Origin of the sequence: Candidatus Defluviibacterium haderslevense, assembly GCA_016712225.1 — a bacterium.
Lineage (GTDB): Bacteria > Bacteroidota > Bacteroidia > Chitinophagales > Saprospiraceae > Vicinibacter > Vicinibacter haderslevensis.
The window spans coordinates 3,707,674-3,723,479 of sequence record JADJRL010000003.1; the positions used below are offsets into that span (position 1 = coordinate 3,707,674).

Annotated in this window: 15 protein-coding genes; 9 read left to right on the forward strand and 6 right to left on the reverse strand. The window is 33.4% G+C overall.

Going from position 1 to position 15,806, the window contains the following annotated elements; translation table 11 throughout:
• Nucleotides 1-20: 20 nt before the first annotated feature.
• Nucleotides 21-1,361: a dihydroorotase gene (locus tag IPK88_14510; protein ID MBK8244637.1), complete on the reverse strand. Its 1,341-nt coding sequence runs from the start codon at nt 1,359-1,361 to the stop codon at nt 21-23.
• 51 nt (nt 1,362-1,412) lie between these two features.
• Here IPK88_14510 and IPK88_14515 point away from each other — a divergent pair, with 51 nt between their 5' ends.
• Together IPK88_14515 and purE are read left to right on the forward strand one after the other, a co-directional pair.
• Entirely contained in the window at nt 1,413-2,564 is a 1,152-nt protein-coding gene (locus tag IPK88_14515) for a 5-(carboxyamino)imidazole ribonucleotide synthase (protein ID MBK8244638.1), read from the forward strand.
• Nucleotides 2,561-3,049, forward strand: a complete 489-nt coding sequence (gene purE, locus IPK88_14520) for a 5-(carboxyamino)imidazole ribonucleotide mutase (GenBank protein ID MBK8244639.1) — start codon at nt 2,561-2,563, stop codon at nt 3,047-3,049. The genes IPK88_14515 and purE overlap by 4 nt, the downstream gene beginning before the upstream one ends.
• Nucleotides 3,050-3,985: 936 nt before the next feature.
• On the opposite strand, the gene tnpA is transcribed toward purE, so the two are convergent.
• Nucleotides 3,986-4,438, reverse strand: coding sequence for an IS200/IS605 family transposase (tnpA, locus tag IPK88_14525; protein ID MBK8244640.1), 453 nt, complete (start codon nt 4,436-4,438; stop codon nt 3,986-3,988).
• A 527-nt stretch (nt 4,439-4,965) separates the two neighbouring features.
• Nucleotides 4,966-5,640, reverse strand: coding sequence for a hypothetical protein (locus IPK88_14530; protein MBK8244641.1), 675 nt, complete (start codon nt 5,638-5,640; stop codon nt 4,966-4,968).
• Nucleotides 5,641-5,694: 54 nt separating this feature from the next.
• Between IPK88_14530 and rimO the strand changes: the two genes are divergently transcribed.
• From rimO to msrB, 3 genes are read left to right on the forward strand one after another with little or no spacing between them, the layout of a single operon-like run.
• Nucleotides 5,695-7,005: a 30S ribosomal protein S12 methylthiotransferase RimO gene (gene rimO / locus IPK88_14535; GenBank protein MBK8244642.1), complete on the forward strand. Its 1,311-nt coding sequence runs from the start codon at nt 5,695-5,697 to the stop codon at nt 7,003-7,005.
• Between the two features lie 5 nt (nt 7,006-7,010).
• Complete coding sequence (locus tag IPK88_14540) at nt 7,011-7,454, forward strand: hypothetical protein (GenBank protein MBK8244643.1); 444 nt, start codon at nt 7,011-7,013, stop codon at nt 7,452-7,454.
• The gene (gene msrB / locus IPK88_14545; GenBank protein ID MBK8244644.1) at nt 7,444-7,986 is read left to right on the forward strand and encodes a peptide-methionine (R)-S-oxide reductase MsrB; all 543 of its coding nucleotides are present in this window, start codon (nt 7,444-7,446) and stop codon (nt 7,984-7,986) included. The genes IPK88_14540 and msrB overlap by 11 nt, the downstream gene beginning before the upstream one ends.
• Before the next feature lie 27 nt (nt 7,987-8,013).
• Here msrB and IPK88_14550 read toward each other — a convergent pair whose 3' ends face one another.
• Complete coding sequence (locus tag IPK88_14550) at nt 8,014-8,298, reverse strand: hypothetical protein (protein MBK8244645.1); 285 nt, start codon at nt 8,296-8,298, stop codon at nt 8,014-8,016.
• 47 nt (nt 8,299-8,345) lie between these two features.
• Between IPK88_14550 and IPK88_14555 the strand changes: the two genes are divergently transcribed.
• The 4 genes from IPK88_14555 (at nt 8,346) to IPK88_14570 (ending at nt 12,552) form a co-directional block, all read left to right on the forward strand.
• Complete coding sequence (locus IPK88_14555) at nt 8,346-8,861, forward strand: hypothetical protein (GenBank protein MBK8244646.1); 516 nt, start codon at nt 8,346-8,348, stop codon at nt 8,859-8,861.
• Between the two features lie 30 nt (nt 8,862-8,891).
• Nucleotides 8,892-9,980, forward strand: a complete 1,089-nt coding sequence (locus IPK88_14560; GenBank protein ID MBK8244647.1) for a M48 family metallopeptidase — start codon at nt 8,892-8,894, stop codon at nt 9,978-9,980.
• A gap of 137 nt (nt 9,981-10,117) precedes the next feature.
• A complete protein-coding gene (locus IPK88_14565) occupies nt 10,118-11,098 on the forward strand; it encodes a hypothetical protein (GenBank protein MBK8244648.1) in 981 nt (326 codons plus the stop codon).
• Nucleotides 11,095-12,552, forward strand: coding sequence for an O-antigen ligase family protein (locus tag IPK88_14570; GenBank protein MBK8244649.1), 1,458 nt, complete (start codon nt 11,095-11,097; stop codon nt 12,550-12,552). Before IPK88_14565 ends, IPK88_14570 begins: the two co-directional genes overlap by 4 nt.
• Here IPK88_14570 and IPK88_14575 read toward each other — a convergent pair.
• Together IPK88_14575 and IPK88_14580 are read right to left on the reverse strand one after the other, a co-directional pair.
• Nucleotides 12,533-13,261, reverse strand: a complete 729-nt coding sequence (locus IPK88_14575) for a class I SAM-dependent methyltransferase (GenBank protein ID MBK8244650.1) — start codon at nt 13,259-13,261, stop codon at nt 12,533-12,535. The two genes, IPK88_14570 and IPK88_14575, sit on opposite strands and share 20 nt — an antisense overlap.
• A gap of 46 nt (nt 13,262-13,307) precedes the next feature.
• Nucleotides 13,308-15,713, reverse strand: coding sequence for a TonB-dependent receptor (locus tag IPK88_14580; GenBank protein ID MBK8244651.1), 2,406 nt, complete (start codon nt 15,711-15,713; stop codon nt 13,308-13,310).
• Nucleotides 15,714-15,806 lie beyond the last annotated feature (93 nt).

Genomic DNA, 15,806 nt, shown 5'->3' on the forward strand with positions numbered 1-15,806 from the left:
CATCCTAGTGATCATGAAATTTATTTTCTGTCAAAATTCATTCTCATTCCTGTTTGTTCAGCAACAATGTGATCATTGTCGTATACCAAATGTCCATTGACAAAAGTTTTAACAATCTTTCCTCTGAGATCATAAGTTTCCAAAGGTGACCAACCACATTTATAATACAATTGCGCTGCCTTAATGTTTTGAACCTGATGTGGATCCAAAATTACAAGATCCGCAAAATATCCTTCACGAAGAAATCCGCGATTTGCTATTTGGAAGCAAATAGCGGGATTGTGTGCCATTTTTTGCACTATAAAGGGCAGGTCCCAATGATTTTCAACACCTAGGGTTATCATCATAGGCAATGCATGTTGAACTAAGGGTAATCCTGAAGGAGCAGAAAGGTAAGGTTGTGATTTTTCGTCCAAAGTATGGGGTGCATGGTCAGTGGCAACCACATCCAGTATTCCGTCTGTTAATCCTTGGCATAGTGCTTTTCGATCTACTGGTGTTTTAATAGCAGGATTGCATTTGATTTTATTTCCTAAAGTAGGATAGCTGGTATCATCAAAAAATAAATGATGAACACATGCTTCTGAGGTTATCTTCTTATCTGCTAATGCTGTTATATTTTCAAATAAACTTAATTCATCAGCAGTGCTAATGTGCAAAATATGAAGTCTCGTATTGTGCTTTTTAGCCAATGAAACTGCAAAGGAAGAAGACAGTAGACAAGCCTCCCTGCTTCTAATGTTAGGGTGTTGATCAGCAGTGAGACTCCCATTAAATTGTTTTTCAAAAAGAGCTAAGTTATGTTTAATAGTTTTTTCATCTTCGCAATGTGTGGCAATCAATGTAGGTGCCTTGGAAAACAGGGATTCAAGGATGTGAGGATCGTCTACCAACATGCCTCCTGTTGAAGAGCCCATAAATACTTTAATCCCACAGACATTGGAATAATTCACGCTCAATATTTCGTCTAAATTGTCATGCGAGACACCCATATAGAAGGAATAATTGGCAACAGATTTTTTTTCTGCTATCAGATATTTAGCTTCAAGAAGTGCTTTTGTTAAAGTATTTGGTATCGTATTAGGCATTTCCATAAAAGATGTTATCCCTCCAGCCACTGCAGCTCTTGATTCAGTTGCAATATCTGCTTTATGGGTCAATCCGGGATCTCTGAAATGAACCTGATCATCGATACATCCTGGTATCAAATTTAATCCATCAGCCTCTATAATATAGGCTTCCGGATGACTTATATCTCGGTCAATTCTTTCAATTCGACCCTCACATATCAAAAGGTCAGATTCAAAGCTTTTTCCTTCATTTACGAGAATGCTGTTTTTTATTATCGTCCGATTTAGCATTGTGATTAGTTTTGCATTGAATTTTAATGATCATTATTCAAAAAATTAACTATGTCTTTTAAGCCTTCTGACTTACGAATTGGTGTTTTGGGTGGTGGCCAACTTGGCAAAATGTTGGCACAGGAAGCCTCCAAATTAGACATTGAATTAACATTTCTTGACAAAAGTAAGGATTTTCCAGCAGGAAAAGTTTCACCTTTATTTGTCGAAGGTGATTTTAACGATTACGATACGGTAATGCGATTCGGGAAAAACTATGACATCATTACCATTGAATTAGAACATGTTAATCTTCAGGCACTTTTTGATTTAGAACGGTCTGGAAAAAAGGTATTTCCGCAGCCACATATTTTGCAAATGATTCAAGATAAAGGCTTGCAAAAGCAATACTTTTTAGAACATGGATATCCTACTGCACCTTTTTTGTTAATCCATGACGCTCAGGAGATCCAGCTTAAAATGGATGAGGGTTCGATCAATTATCCTTTTGTTCAAAAAACTCGAACAGGAGGTTATGATGGTAAAGGGGTTTCTATTATTAAAAACAAATCCAATTTAGATCTTTTGCTTCCAGGACCTTCTGTGATTGAACAACTTGCTGATATACAGACTGAGATCAGCATTATAGCTATCCGGAATAGTCAAGGAGATTGTAAAACTTATCCTGGGGTTTCCATGGATTTTCACCCAACAGCCAATTTAGTTGAATTTCTTAATTGTCCCGCTGGATTAAGCGCTGAATTGGAGTCACAAGCTGAATCCCTCGCATTTCGGTTAGCCAATGAATTAGGAATAGTTGGTTTATTGGCAGTGGAAATGTTTGTGAATAAAGATGGAACCATCTGGATTAATGAAATGGCTCCAAGACCACATAATAGTGGACATCACACTTTGGATAATGGTGCAACAAGTCAATTTGCAAATCACATCAGAGCTATTTCCGGATTGCCTTTAGGCTGCACTTATGGGGATCGGGCAGCAATAATGATCAACCTTATTGGTGAAAAGGACTATAGTGGCCCGGTAAGGTATCAAGGTATGGAATCTTGTTTAGAATTAGATGGAGTACATATACACTTGTATGGCAAATTAGAAACCAAGCCATTTCGAAAAATGGGACATATAACTGTAACTGGCATAGATTTGGATGAATGTAGACGAAAGGCAAATTTTGTATCAAATACAATAAAAGTAATTTCATGATAACACCGATAGTAGGGATTATAATGGGTTCAGATAGTGATTTTGGGATCATGCAGGAAGCCGCTCATTTTTTAAAGGAATGTAATGTCCCGTTTGAATTGAAAGTGGTATCTGCTCATAGAACTCCTGAGTATATGGTGGACTATGCAAAATCAGCCAAATCACGAGGTATTAAAATTATAATAGCCGGAGCGGGTGGCGCAGCGCATTTGCCTGGGATGATTGCCTCCTTGACTACATTACCCGTGATAGGAGTTCCTATTAAATCATCTAATTCTATAGATGGGTGGGATTCGCTTTTATCCATATTGCAAATGCCAAATGGCGTGCCAGTCGCTACTGTAGCACTTAATGGTGCCAAAAATGCCGGCATTTTAGCAGCTGAGATTCTCGCTATTTCAGATCCTATATTGGATCAGATATTAGTAGATTTTAAGAATGGAATGCGAGATACGGTTTTATCTAAAAAACTGGAAAATCAATAATGTCCATCAACTTTCAATGATTTTTACAAAAGGATAATAATTCATTAATCCCAAATTATTGATTAATAAAGCACATGAATTGCTAATCTTCTCCTTATTTTGTTTAAAATATAAATATCCCTGAAAGATAAGGTCAAAAATCAACTTAGTGGGTAACGAATTTCTTAGTTAAAATCGCGCATAGCCTTGAAAGGTAAGATCTAAAATCGCCTAAGATGGGTATGGGATTCCTTAGTTTAAATAGCGTATATCCCGGAAAGATAAGGTCAAAAATCAACTTACTGGGTAACGAATTTCTTAGTTTAAATCGCGCATAGCCCTGAAAGGTAAGGTTTACAATTGCCTAAAATGGGTAGCGAATTCCTTAGTTTAAATAGCGTATAGACCTAAAAGATAAGGTCAAAAATCAATTTAGTGGGTGACGAATTTCTTAGTTTAAATCGCGGATAGCCCTGAAAGGTAAGGTCTAAAATCGCCTAAAATGGGTAGCGAATTCCTTAGTTTAAATAGCGTATAGACCTGAAAGATAAGGTCAAAAATCAACTTAGTGGGTGACGAATTTCTTAGTTTAAATCGCGGATAGCCCTGAAAGGAAAGGTCTAAAATCGCCTAAGATGGATATGTGATTCCTTATTTTAAATATCGTATAGACTTGAAAGATAACTTCAAAAATCAACTTAATGGGTAACGAATTTCTTAGTTTAAATCGCGGATAGCCCTGAAAGGTAAGGTTTAAAATTGCCTAAAATGGGTAGCGAATTCCTTAGTTTAAATAGCGTATAGACCTGAAAGATAAGGTCAAAAATCAATTTAGTGTGTAACGAATTTCTTAGTTTAAATGGCGAATAGCCCTGAAAGGGCGAAATTAATCAACAAAGGGTGCAGCCCTTTGAAATCAGTAGCGTCGGATTTTTAAGCCCTGAAAGGGCGAAATAGTTAGTCCCAAATGTAACGTTCATCATATTCAACTTTATATTTAGTAAGAAATAATCTATATTCATCCTGAAAAGTAATTTTTTCATGATGTTCATACTGGTTCTTAATGTATGCAATTACATGATCAACTTCATAAGGATTCACTGAAAAAGCGCCATACCCATCTTGCCAATAAAAATTTTTCAAGGAAACATCTTTAGTTTTCATCCATTTTGAAGAATTGGATTTTAAATTTTCAATCAGCTTAGTTAGAGCAATTTTTTTTGACAACAAACAAAGTATATGAACATGATCGGTATAGCCCCCACTGATTATAACCTGAGACTCTAATGCATTGCAAATTCCTCCTAAATAAGCATGAAGTTCTACATTAAATGGTGGGTGAATTAAAGCTTGTCTGTGCTTTGTGCTAAAAATGATATGTAAGTAGTTTTTTACGAGTGACTGGCCCATATGAATTAAATTACGCCCTTCCAGGGCTGTTTTAAAATAAAAATTACAAGTGATGGGTTTACATCCATCGCTAATACATTTAGCCCTTTCAGGGCTAAATGTAAATTTGTACTCATTTATCTGTTTGTTCTATATAGATTAAATTACGCCCTTTCAGGGCTGTTTAGAAATAAAAATTACAATCGATGGGTTTGCACCCATCGCTAGGATATAGAGCCCTTTCAGGGCTAAATGTAAGTTTGTACTCATTTATCTGTTTATCCCATTTAAATTAAATTTATACCTTTTTAGGGGTGTTCAAAAATATAAATCAACAATCGTTGGGTTAGCTTCAATCTCTAATCTAAAAAGCTCCATTTAGGGCAAGATGTTTGCAAGCTTACTCCGATTTTTTTTTACAAATTTAATATTTACTTCAAATTTGGATTCAACCTTATAAAGTTCCAGGAAAATATTATTGTAATAATTTGAAAGAGAATGTGTTATACGAATTTTAAATCTAATAAATTATAAATATTTGCCCCCAACTAATATCGTTTTTTATAATCTCGGCGGTACATGAGTTTAAGTCCGATGGATAATGCGTGGTGTGTAAAGTTTGTTCGGGAACCATCAACTTCCTGTGATAAATAATGGTCGCCAAAAACAGGAGCAAATATTACAGATGGAGAAAGCGTCCATAATTTGGATAATCCAAAATCTATACCAGCACCAAGGCCGATGGCAAAGAGGTGCTGATTGTTTAAATAGGCCTCCGTTTCAGGGGTAAATGAACGATGTGAAAATATGTAAGCAGGCTGAATAATGAAATGGAAGCCCTTTGTGAAGAAATTACCCGTCTTTTTAAAGGTTGGGCAGTTGCAATCATCTTTAAAGCTAAATGGGTAAATCTGGGTAGTTACATTAATTTGAGCCGTTAATTCATTAAACTTAAGGTCTTGGATATTGTCAATTGCAACTTTATTTTGACCAAAGCCAAGTTTGACACCAGGTAAAAACTCCAGGCGATAATTTTTAAGTCTCAACCAATAATTAATCCCCAATTCAAAAGATTGATAGGCATCATCTAAATTATTTCCAGAAACAGGATTCGATGCTTCACTATTCAAATTATGGTGAGTAGTAGCTAATTCGAGGCCAATTTGACCAGACGATGTTTGAATGAATAGGAGTGTTAAGGCTAATATGGAGAATTGTTTCATAACTTATTAACGCAAGCTACGAAGCTTCATTATCTTTGCACAATAATTTTTATATTGAAGGCTAAGAATTACCGAAAGGAAAAAGTACAATTGATTACATTAGGATGTTCCAAAAATCTAGTTGATTCAGAACAATTAATGACCCAGCTTGATCACAATGAATATCATGTAGAGCACAATCCGGATCATAGCAAACTGGCGGACATTATCATTATAAATACGTGTGGATTCATCGATCGGGCTAAGGAAGAATCCATAGATACAATTCTCCATTATGCAGCTTTGAGGAAAGAAGGAAAGATTTCTAAATTATTGGTGACTGGGTGTCTGTCACATAGATACAAAGACAACCTGGAAGTAGAAATCCCTGAAGTTGATGGTTATTTTGGAACTATGGAAATGCCCACACTTTTGGCACGATTAAATGCTGATTATAAGTATGAGCTTATCGGTGAAAGATTAACCAGTACCCCTAGTCATTTTGCTTATTTGAAAATTTCAGAAGGTTGTAATAGAACTTGTTCTTTTTGTGCCATACCCTTGATGCGGGGCAAACATGTTTCAGTAGAAATAGATCAATTGGTTAAACAAGCTCAGAACTTTGCTAAAAACGGAGTAAAAGAGCTGATTCTTATAGCTCAGGAATTAACATATTATGGTTTAGATTTGTATAAAAGAAGGGCTTTGTCAGAATTGTTGGACCAACTTTGTGAAGTAGAGGGGATTGAATGGATTCGTTTGCATTATTCTTATCCCTCTAAATTTCCACTAGATGTTATTCATACCATGAACAAACAATCTAAGGTGTGTAATTATTTAGATATCCCACTTCAACATGCTACTGATCGGATGTTATTAGCAATGAAGCGCCAAATAAATAAAAAAGAAACTGTTGAATTAATACAATCCATCCGACAAATCATCCCTGATATAAGTTTGAGAACTACCATGTTGGTAGGTTTTCCGGGTGAAACAGAAGAGGATTTCGAAGAGTTATGTGAGTTTATTAAAGAACACAAGTTTGATCGTTTAGGTGTTTTTCAATATTCCCATGAAGAGGATACATCAGCACATGATCTTGTAGATTCAGTATCTGCAGAACTTAAGGAATATCGGGCTCAACGATTAATGCAAATTCAGGAAGACATTTCTTATGAATTAAATGAAAAAAAACGAGGTAAAAAGTATAAAATAATCATAGATCGGGTTGAAGGAGAATATTTTATTGGACGAACAGAAGGAGATAGTCCGGAAGTCGACAATGAAGTATTGATTTCCGCAAAGCAATACGTTAGAATAGGGGATTTTGTTGATGTGATTATTCGCGACTCAACACATTTTGATTTAATTGGAGAAGTAGTTTGAATTAAATGAGTAAAACATCCATTTATCAACGAGAAGTGACACCAATGGTGCAGGCTGCTATTGTGTTTGGATTGATACTGGTCATTTTTTTTGGATTGTATTTTGGTCACTTGCTTAGGTGGTATGCATTTGATCCAATGGATATTTGGTTGGTCGGTACGGCAATGATGCTATTCTATATATTATTTAATTGTATTTTTGGTTTTAACAATGAAAATATCACCACATACTTTAGGAACTCCATATACAGTTATATTGTATTAGTAGTGGCAACTTGTTTATTAAGCCAATGGATTACCAAAGTATCTGTTTTTGATGCCAAAACGTATTCATGGATATTGGTTGTATTTTCAATCGTATATTTAATTTTTATGACCGTTCTTGGATTAATTAAAAAAATTGTTTCACTAGCTATAAAACAAGATAAAAAATTACAAAATGAGGATTAATTATTTGCTTTACATTGTGGGATTATTTTTAAGTGGATGTTCTTGTTCTTGTCAGAAATCGTCCGTTCAGAAATCGGTAAAGGACGATGCCAATATTGACACTACAATTGTAATTCCACAACATATTGAACCCATCACGTTGACAGATGAAGAATGGCGAAAAAAATTATCTGAAGAAAGTTATTACGTTATGCGTGAAAAAGGTACGGAAAGGTCTTTTACGGGTAAGCTTTGGGATAATCATCAGACAGGTATATATCTATGTAACGCTTGTCAATTACCTCTGTTCAGCTCAGCTACAAAATTTGAATCTGGAACCGGCTGGCCAAGTTTTTTTAAACCTATACGAAATGACTTAGTTTCAGAAATCGTGGATGATACATACGGTATGATTAGAAAAGAAATTGTTTGTAGTCGGTGCAAAGGTCATTTAGGCCATGTATTTGATGATGGTCCGGCGCCCACGGGTCTGAGGTATTGCATGAATTCAGTTTCTTTGAAATTTATCCCCACGGGGAGTCTGCCTAAATAAGTGTAAAATTTTTAAATATTAATATATTTATTTCATCCAGTCAAAATGAAATCCATATATACTTCCAAAAACTACCAAGCTGACGATGGAGATCATGATCAAAGTCCATAATAGCGGAAAGTACCAGGAAGGAATTTTAGATCGATCCAGTTTTTCTGCAATCCAACTAATAACTATTATGGAGAAATTAACTAATATGATCAAAACACTTAGAAAAAAAGCAACATAATCATTAAATACAAACAAGAATGCAAGAATTAACCCATATATTAAGCAGATTTCAACAAAAGGGAAGGATTTGGGTTCTTTCATGATCAAATAATAGATTCGTATAGTCATTCGTTCAACAATAAAAAAACATGGTAAGAGGTATTATTGTTTTGTTACTCCTATTCAGTTGTAAAAATTTGTGGTCTCAGGCTACAGATACTGCACTTCAACGCAAGATCTATAATGAAAGAATTCAAAAGACCCGAATTGCTGATGTTTATATACCAATGAACACCAATGATGCGATGAATGAGCTATTAAGACTATCAGACTCTGTAGCAAGAGAAAAAATCAAAACGACCAAAGAAGATACCATAGCCAGTAAATTGCATTTTAGTTTAGGCAGGTGGATGCAGATTAATTGGGGCTTTGATGAAGGTAGTAGGTTGAGTCATTATTATAGGACAAAAGGAGTTACTTACACTGATGATATGATTGATTTATTAATTAGATCTTTTTACCGGACTATAGTTAAACAACCCCTAGAAGAAGAGAAATTAATTCAAAAATACATTGATCTTAGAAAGCAGGAAAATATTGAAAAAAAGAAAAAAGCTAAAGTAGTTCAAACAATAACTCGAACCAAAAAGCCCCATAATGAATAAAAATATTCATTTCTAAATAGTTCTGAAGTCATGAATGGAAATCCGGTTACAGTTAGTGCAAAATATTATTTTGGAATAAAACCTTCACCTCGAATCATTAATCTTAATATTCAGGATCATCAAATTTCATTTTTACATCCTGATACCTTTGAGGCAATTATTTGGGATGTTTCAAAAGTTCAATTAGCTACGTATAAAGAGGATCATTTAATTCTTCGATATGGAAATAAAGATCCATTTGAATATCTGGAGTGTAATCAAAGTGAAGATATTGAATGCATAAGGTCTAAGGTCTCAGCATCATCGCTATTTAATCAAAAATCTAATTTAAAAAGTAATACTTCTTTGTTGGGTATCTTTTCGATATTAATAGGTTTTGTTCTTCTGCTGGGGTTCAGTTATTTTTACGCATTACCTTCATTGAACCAATGGGCAGCCAATCGAACACCTAAGGAATGGGAAATTAAAATGGGAGACAGCGCTATACAGCAATTCTTAGCAAATGAACAGGAAGATGTAAATAAATCCATTATTTTAAATCAATTCTTTGATTCCTTAAATATTTCTTCAGTCTATCCCATCAAATTGTACGTTGTGAATGACTCAATCATTAATGCATTCGCTATGCCAGGTGGGCATATCGTTGTTTATAAGGGAATTTTGGATCGCATGTGTTCATATCAAGAATTGGTTGGATTACTAGGCCATGAATTAGCTCACATCGAAAAGCAACATAGTTTAAAAACGATCTATCAGACCGTTTCTTCTTATCTTATGATCTCATTGATATTTGGTGATTTAACTGGAATAGCTGCAATTTTTGTAGAACAGGCTAATAATATTAAGAACCTGAGTTATTCCAGGTCATTTGAATTAGAGTCCGATCAAGAAGGATTAAGGCTAATGCTAGAGAGAAATATTAATCCTCAAGGACTACTGGATCTATTCAATATTTTGAAAAGTACACATACAGATAATCAACTTCAATCCTCTTTTTTTAGCACTCATCCATTGACTGAGGAGCGTATTCAGATCATTGAAGCTAACATTAAGCCAAGTCATACATATCAGCACTATCCTGAATTAGAGCAGCTATTTAATGACCTCCAAAAGAATTAAAAGTCCTTATTTTGTTGGCAATTCCTGCTCATTAGTTCAAGTATGAAATATTTTTTAGCTTTGCAGCGTTTTTTCGAACTATACAGAATAAAGCTGGTCAAAGAGCGTTTCAATATTTATCATCTATAAATAGAACAATGGAGTTACTTCGTTTTAATGAATTGATTAAGATTACTTGGATAAATCGTAAGTTGTTGAGTCTTATAGCTATAGGGACTATTATTAGTGCTTCATTGGTTTCTTATATTATTCCCGAGTATTACAAATCAAAAACTACAATCTTCCCGGTAAAATTATCGCAGGCTCCGGTTAATGAGACTGCATTACGTAGAGGTACAATTGCGGATTTTGGAGAAACAGGTGAAGCAGAGCAAGCTATTGAAATATTGAATTCTGATCGATTGAGTGATCGGGTTATAGAGAAACATGATCTTTACAAACATTACAAGTTTGATAAAAAGGATGCTCAGGCTAGAACCTTTGTTTTGAAAATGTATTCTTCCAATGTTTCTATCAAACGAAATAAATTTAATTCCATAGATATTACAGTAGTAGATAGGGACCCTAAAATGGCTGCAGATATTGCTAATTCGATCACCGCATATTTCGATACTATTAAGTATGAAGTTGTAAAAAATAGGGCAAATGATTTAATCAATAATTTGGAGCTTAGTCAAAGAAAACAAAATTTGGTTATTGACTCTTTAAAAAAATTAATGGATACCTTTTCTATCAAAGGCGTCATGAGTCAATTTCAAAGAGGGTACTTAATTCAAGCATATGCACAATCTAGTCCCAGCGAAAGAGTACACTTGAAACAATTAGTTGATGCTAATATAAGATTTGGTGAGGATTTTGACCGTACGGAACGCAATTTTGACAATGAAGATGGTACGCTCATGCTGATTAATAAATTCCTTACTCAGGCTAGGGCAGATGCAGAAACACAGTTTTCTCAGAAGTTTATTGTTGATGCTGCTGTTCCCGCAGAACGAAAGTATTTTCCGGTGAGATGGTTATTGGTTTTGGTAAGTTTAATTTCAGCCATGTTTCTTTCAATCAGCATGTTAATATTGAAAGAAAAAATGCCAGAAATAAAAAAACAACTTGACTTGTGATAGAATTGCTATTTGATAAAAAGAATAGAATAGTCTTTTGGATTTGTATTTTTTTTACATGCTTATCTGTTGGGCTAGTTTATTTTGATGTCTACTATTTCTTTTTATTTCCTATTATTTTATTTGCTTCAATAGTGTTTTTATTTAAGCCTGACGTAGTCTTTTATAGTTTGGCTTTTCTAGTGCCTTTGTCCATTAATCCTAATGATGTCGATTTAGGTCATCTTAGTTTATCAATTCCAACAGAACCCATGTTGTTTTTGTTGGTATTAATATTTGTATATTATTTAGTGTCTGAAAAAAACATTAATACTAAAATATTTACACATCCTTTTTCGATTCTTATTTATTTTTATATTTTTTGGTTGATGATAACTACGATTACGAGTGTTGACATGATCGTTTCACTTAAGTTTGTCATTGCGAAAATTTGGTTTATCGTACCATCGTATTTTTTAGCACATTTTTATTTCAAAAAAGAACAAAACATTGTTTCGTTTCTTACTTTATTTATTTGTGGAATAGCCATTGTTGCACTTTATAATATTATTCATTTAGCTGGATTCAATTTTGAAGATAAACCATCTCAATGGACTATGCAACCCTTTTTTAAGGATCATGCTATCTTAGGTGCTATTTTAGCCTTAGCTATACCCATTTCTTTTGGTTTAAGAAGTTATTTTAATTTAGATGTAATTCGTAAGAATGTTTTTATCATTATTTCTGTGATTTTAATCATTTGTTTAATATTTACCTATTCAAGAGCTGCTTGGGTTAGTGTTGTACCTGCCGTTTTATTGTATTTATTATTAAAATTCAAATTTAGGTTTTCTACTTTGTTTGGTATCATAGTAGGACTCATAGTAATTGGACTTTTTAATCTTAGTTCCATTCTTGATAGTTTAGGTCAAAATAAAGTTGCTAGTTCAGATGATCTAGTTGAAAATGTAGAATCGATAACAAATATTAGCTCAGATGCTTCCAATTTGGAACGAATTAATAGATGGTCATGTGCTATCGATATGTGGCAAGAAAAACCTTTTTTTGGATGGGGGCCTGGGACCTATATGTTTAATTATGCTCCATTCCAGCTTAGTGCCAATTATACTGAAATAAGTACTAATTTTGGGGATGTAGGTAATGCTCATAGTGAGTATTTAGGGCCCCTTGCAGAAACAGGCGTTATTGGTTTGTTGATATTTTTAATGATGTTTATAATGGTTTTTTATTACCTCTTTAAGGTTTATCTATTAGCTCATGAAAAGTCATCCAAAATCATTATTTCAACAGCAGGATGTGGATTGATTACCTATTTTGTACATGGCTTTATGAATAATTATTTGGATACAGATAAGGCAGCAGTTATATTTTGGATTTTGATTAGTATAATAATCAGTTATGATATTAAGAATATCAATAGAACCAATCTAGAAATTAGTTCTGAGCAACTATAATTAAATTTGGAGTCAATGACATATGTTTTGATGAGCGCCCTGTAGAAAATATCATTATTTTGATTTTTAGTTTTATTATACTCCATATTATTTTTCTAATAAATTCTTTCAGGAAACCATTGACAAGAATATAACTTGGATAAATTTTTATGTTATGATATCCGATGCTTTTAAATAATTGAACAGCTGATTGGGTATTCAAATAATTCTCATGGGTAAAATCACCATTCGCATATAGACTAGCATAAGGAGCATCCATATTAGGTGTTCTGGCAATGATTGTTCCAGTATCATTTAAATTTAGTTTTATTAAATCAAGAAGTTCTACCAATTCATCTTTTGTAAAGTGCTCAATAATATCCATGCAAGAAATTAAATCATATTTTGATTTTGAAAGTTTTAAAAAGGCTACGATGTCACCGATTTTTACCTCTGTTAAGCCCATTTGATTTGCAATAGATACTTGCTCACTTGAAATATCAATACCTTCTATTCGTTCGTAACCACTTATTTTAAGTGCCTTTATAAATGAGCCCGTACCACAGCCTAAGTCTAATATTTTGATGGATTTATTTTTGTTTATTATGGGAATTATTTCTGCAATAAAAACTTTGGTTTCTTCTTCAAATTTTAATTGGATAGATTTGGTGGTTAATTGTCCGGCTTGAGTTGAGTAGTAATTATTATATAAAATGTTTCGGTACTTCATTAGGATTTTTTTGCTAAAAATATTTCAACAAAGGTATGATAATTTATTAGAATTCAATAGTGATACCAATGCTTGGTAATCTAACTCCAATATTGTCTTTGATTTCTTTTACTTTGTATCTTTGTTCTGATAAGGGATCATTTGGGTTTTCAATGATTGGGCCACCTATAGGTTGATTGTTATTGTCTAAAGGTCGATCTAAAATAAGTGTTTTGCTAGAGATGGAACTTCCGGTTACATTTTCTACATCCAAATATAAATTTAAATTCCATTGTTTGAAAAACCATTTTTTATCAACGCGGAAATCTATTTGATTTATAGCTTGGTTTCTTAATGAATTGATTTGATTATAATCTAACAATGCCTTTCCATTAATGTCCCACGCTAGCTTTAAATTAGATTCAGTCAAATTGGGCGTATAGGGGAGTCCGGATTGGAATCTCCAATTAATACCTATTTCCCAATTTCTCCTAAATCTTTTTCCAGCAGTCATATTAAATATCGAGCGGCTGTCCCATGCCGAAGGAATGTATGAATGATTTTTATCTTCAAATTGACTCATGGCAAAAGTAAGAGACATGATTCCATAAAATCCTTTGATTAATTTTTGTTGATACATTAATTCCAATCCATAACTTTTTCCTTTAGCAAAAGGTGAGGCCGGTTCATTTCCAATGATACCAAAATCACCACCGAGATTTGCTAGTGTTATACTATCCTTTAACAGTATGGGATAATTATGATATTGCTTTAGAAATCCTTCAACTGTTAATTGTGACTTTGAAGAAGGCCTATATGCCAATCCCAGAACATAATGATTGGCTCTGATGTATTTAATTCCATTTTGACGATTTACAAATATTGCATTGTTGTCTTTGTAACCAAGTATTGTATATGGAGGAAGTTGGTAGTATATTCCAGTATTTGCATTGAGATCTATATTTTTTTTGATTTGGTAAGAGAATGATATTCGAGGTGAAATTTGTGTGAATGGGTTAGACATTTCTTTACTATATGAATTACCATCAAATCTTAAACCAATAGAAGAAGTTAATTTTTCGTGTAGTGATTTTTTACTGTATTGCCCAAATATTCCATATTTGTAAAATACTATTTTTGAATCATAATTTAATTCAACGACTTGTTGAGATGAATATATTCTGTTGTACGTTTGATTATTGTATTTGATTTGTTCAGCAGTAAAACCATAAGTAATTTTATGGGTTCCATTTCTTTGTGTTTTTTCTATCCTTAATTTATTTTCAATCTCCTGAGAAGTGTAATCCAGTATTTTATTTTCTAATTTCGACTCATCATTGTTTTGAAATTTTTGAGCATGATTGTTGAGCATATTTCTACTTATGACAAAGGTATAGTATCCATTTTTATTGTAATGTTTATAAACAATGCCATTGGTATAATTCCATTGTTTGCTTATGGGTAGATAATTAAGGATGTATTGTTGACTTTCAGTTTGGTTGGCTTCTTCATTGAGTTCAAAATCATCATAAGCTCCTAGGCCAATGAAAGTTATTTCATTTTTTTTATTGAATTTATGTTTTAATTTTATTTGAAAATCATTGTAAATGGGTAAAAATGGTAATTCTAAAACTTTAAATAAAAATTGTAAATAGGATCTTCTTGCAGAAATGAGGTAAGTTGTTTTCTTGCCTATGGGACCTTCTAAACTTAAACCAATGTCGCTTGCTCCCAAAGTTCCAGAAAATCCCATACGGTCATCACGACCATCTCTTTGTTTAAAATCAAAAACAGATGATAGCGCATTTCCTCTGTTAGCAGGAAAGGCACTACTTAGAAATTCTACTTCACGGATAAAAGCAACATTGATCATGCCCACAGGACCACCTGAGGAGCCTTGGGTTGCAAAATGGTTTATATTGGGTACCTCCACATCATCCAGGTAAAAACGATTTTCATTTGGCGCTCCACCACGAATGATCAGATCATTCCTAAATGCCGCTGTGCTTGTAACTCCAGGGAGTGATTGTACCACTTTTGAAATATCTCTATTGGATCCTGGATTTCTATTAATCTCAGTTACACTAATTACTCTAAGTGAAAGAGGGCTTTCTTCTGATTTTTGAAAAGCATTAGATTGGATAAGAATTTCTTGTAAATTTAATATGGACTCCGTTAATTGGATATTAAGTTTAACCGGCTTGTTATTGGTGACCTGGATCTCTGATAGAATCATTTCATTATACCCCAAAGCCCAGATTTTAATGTTATAAATAGTCGATTGTAAATTATTTATTTCAAAATAACCAAGTTCATTGGTCATTGTACCTATTTCTGTACCTTGAATTTGTACATTTGCAAATGGAATAGCCTCATTATCAGTACTATTTAACACATACCCTTGGATTTTGCCAAATTGAGCCGTTGCATAATAATTGAGTAAAAAACAACTTAATATCGTAATGACTCTCATGTCTAGATTTTGACCTTAAAACAAGTTCAGGGAACTATTGTTTTAATATATGCTTATAAATGATCATATAATAAATATAGTATTCATATTATA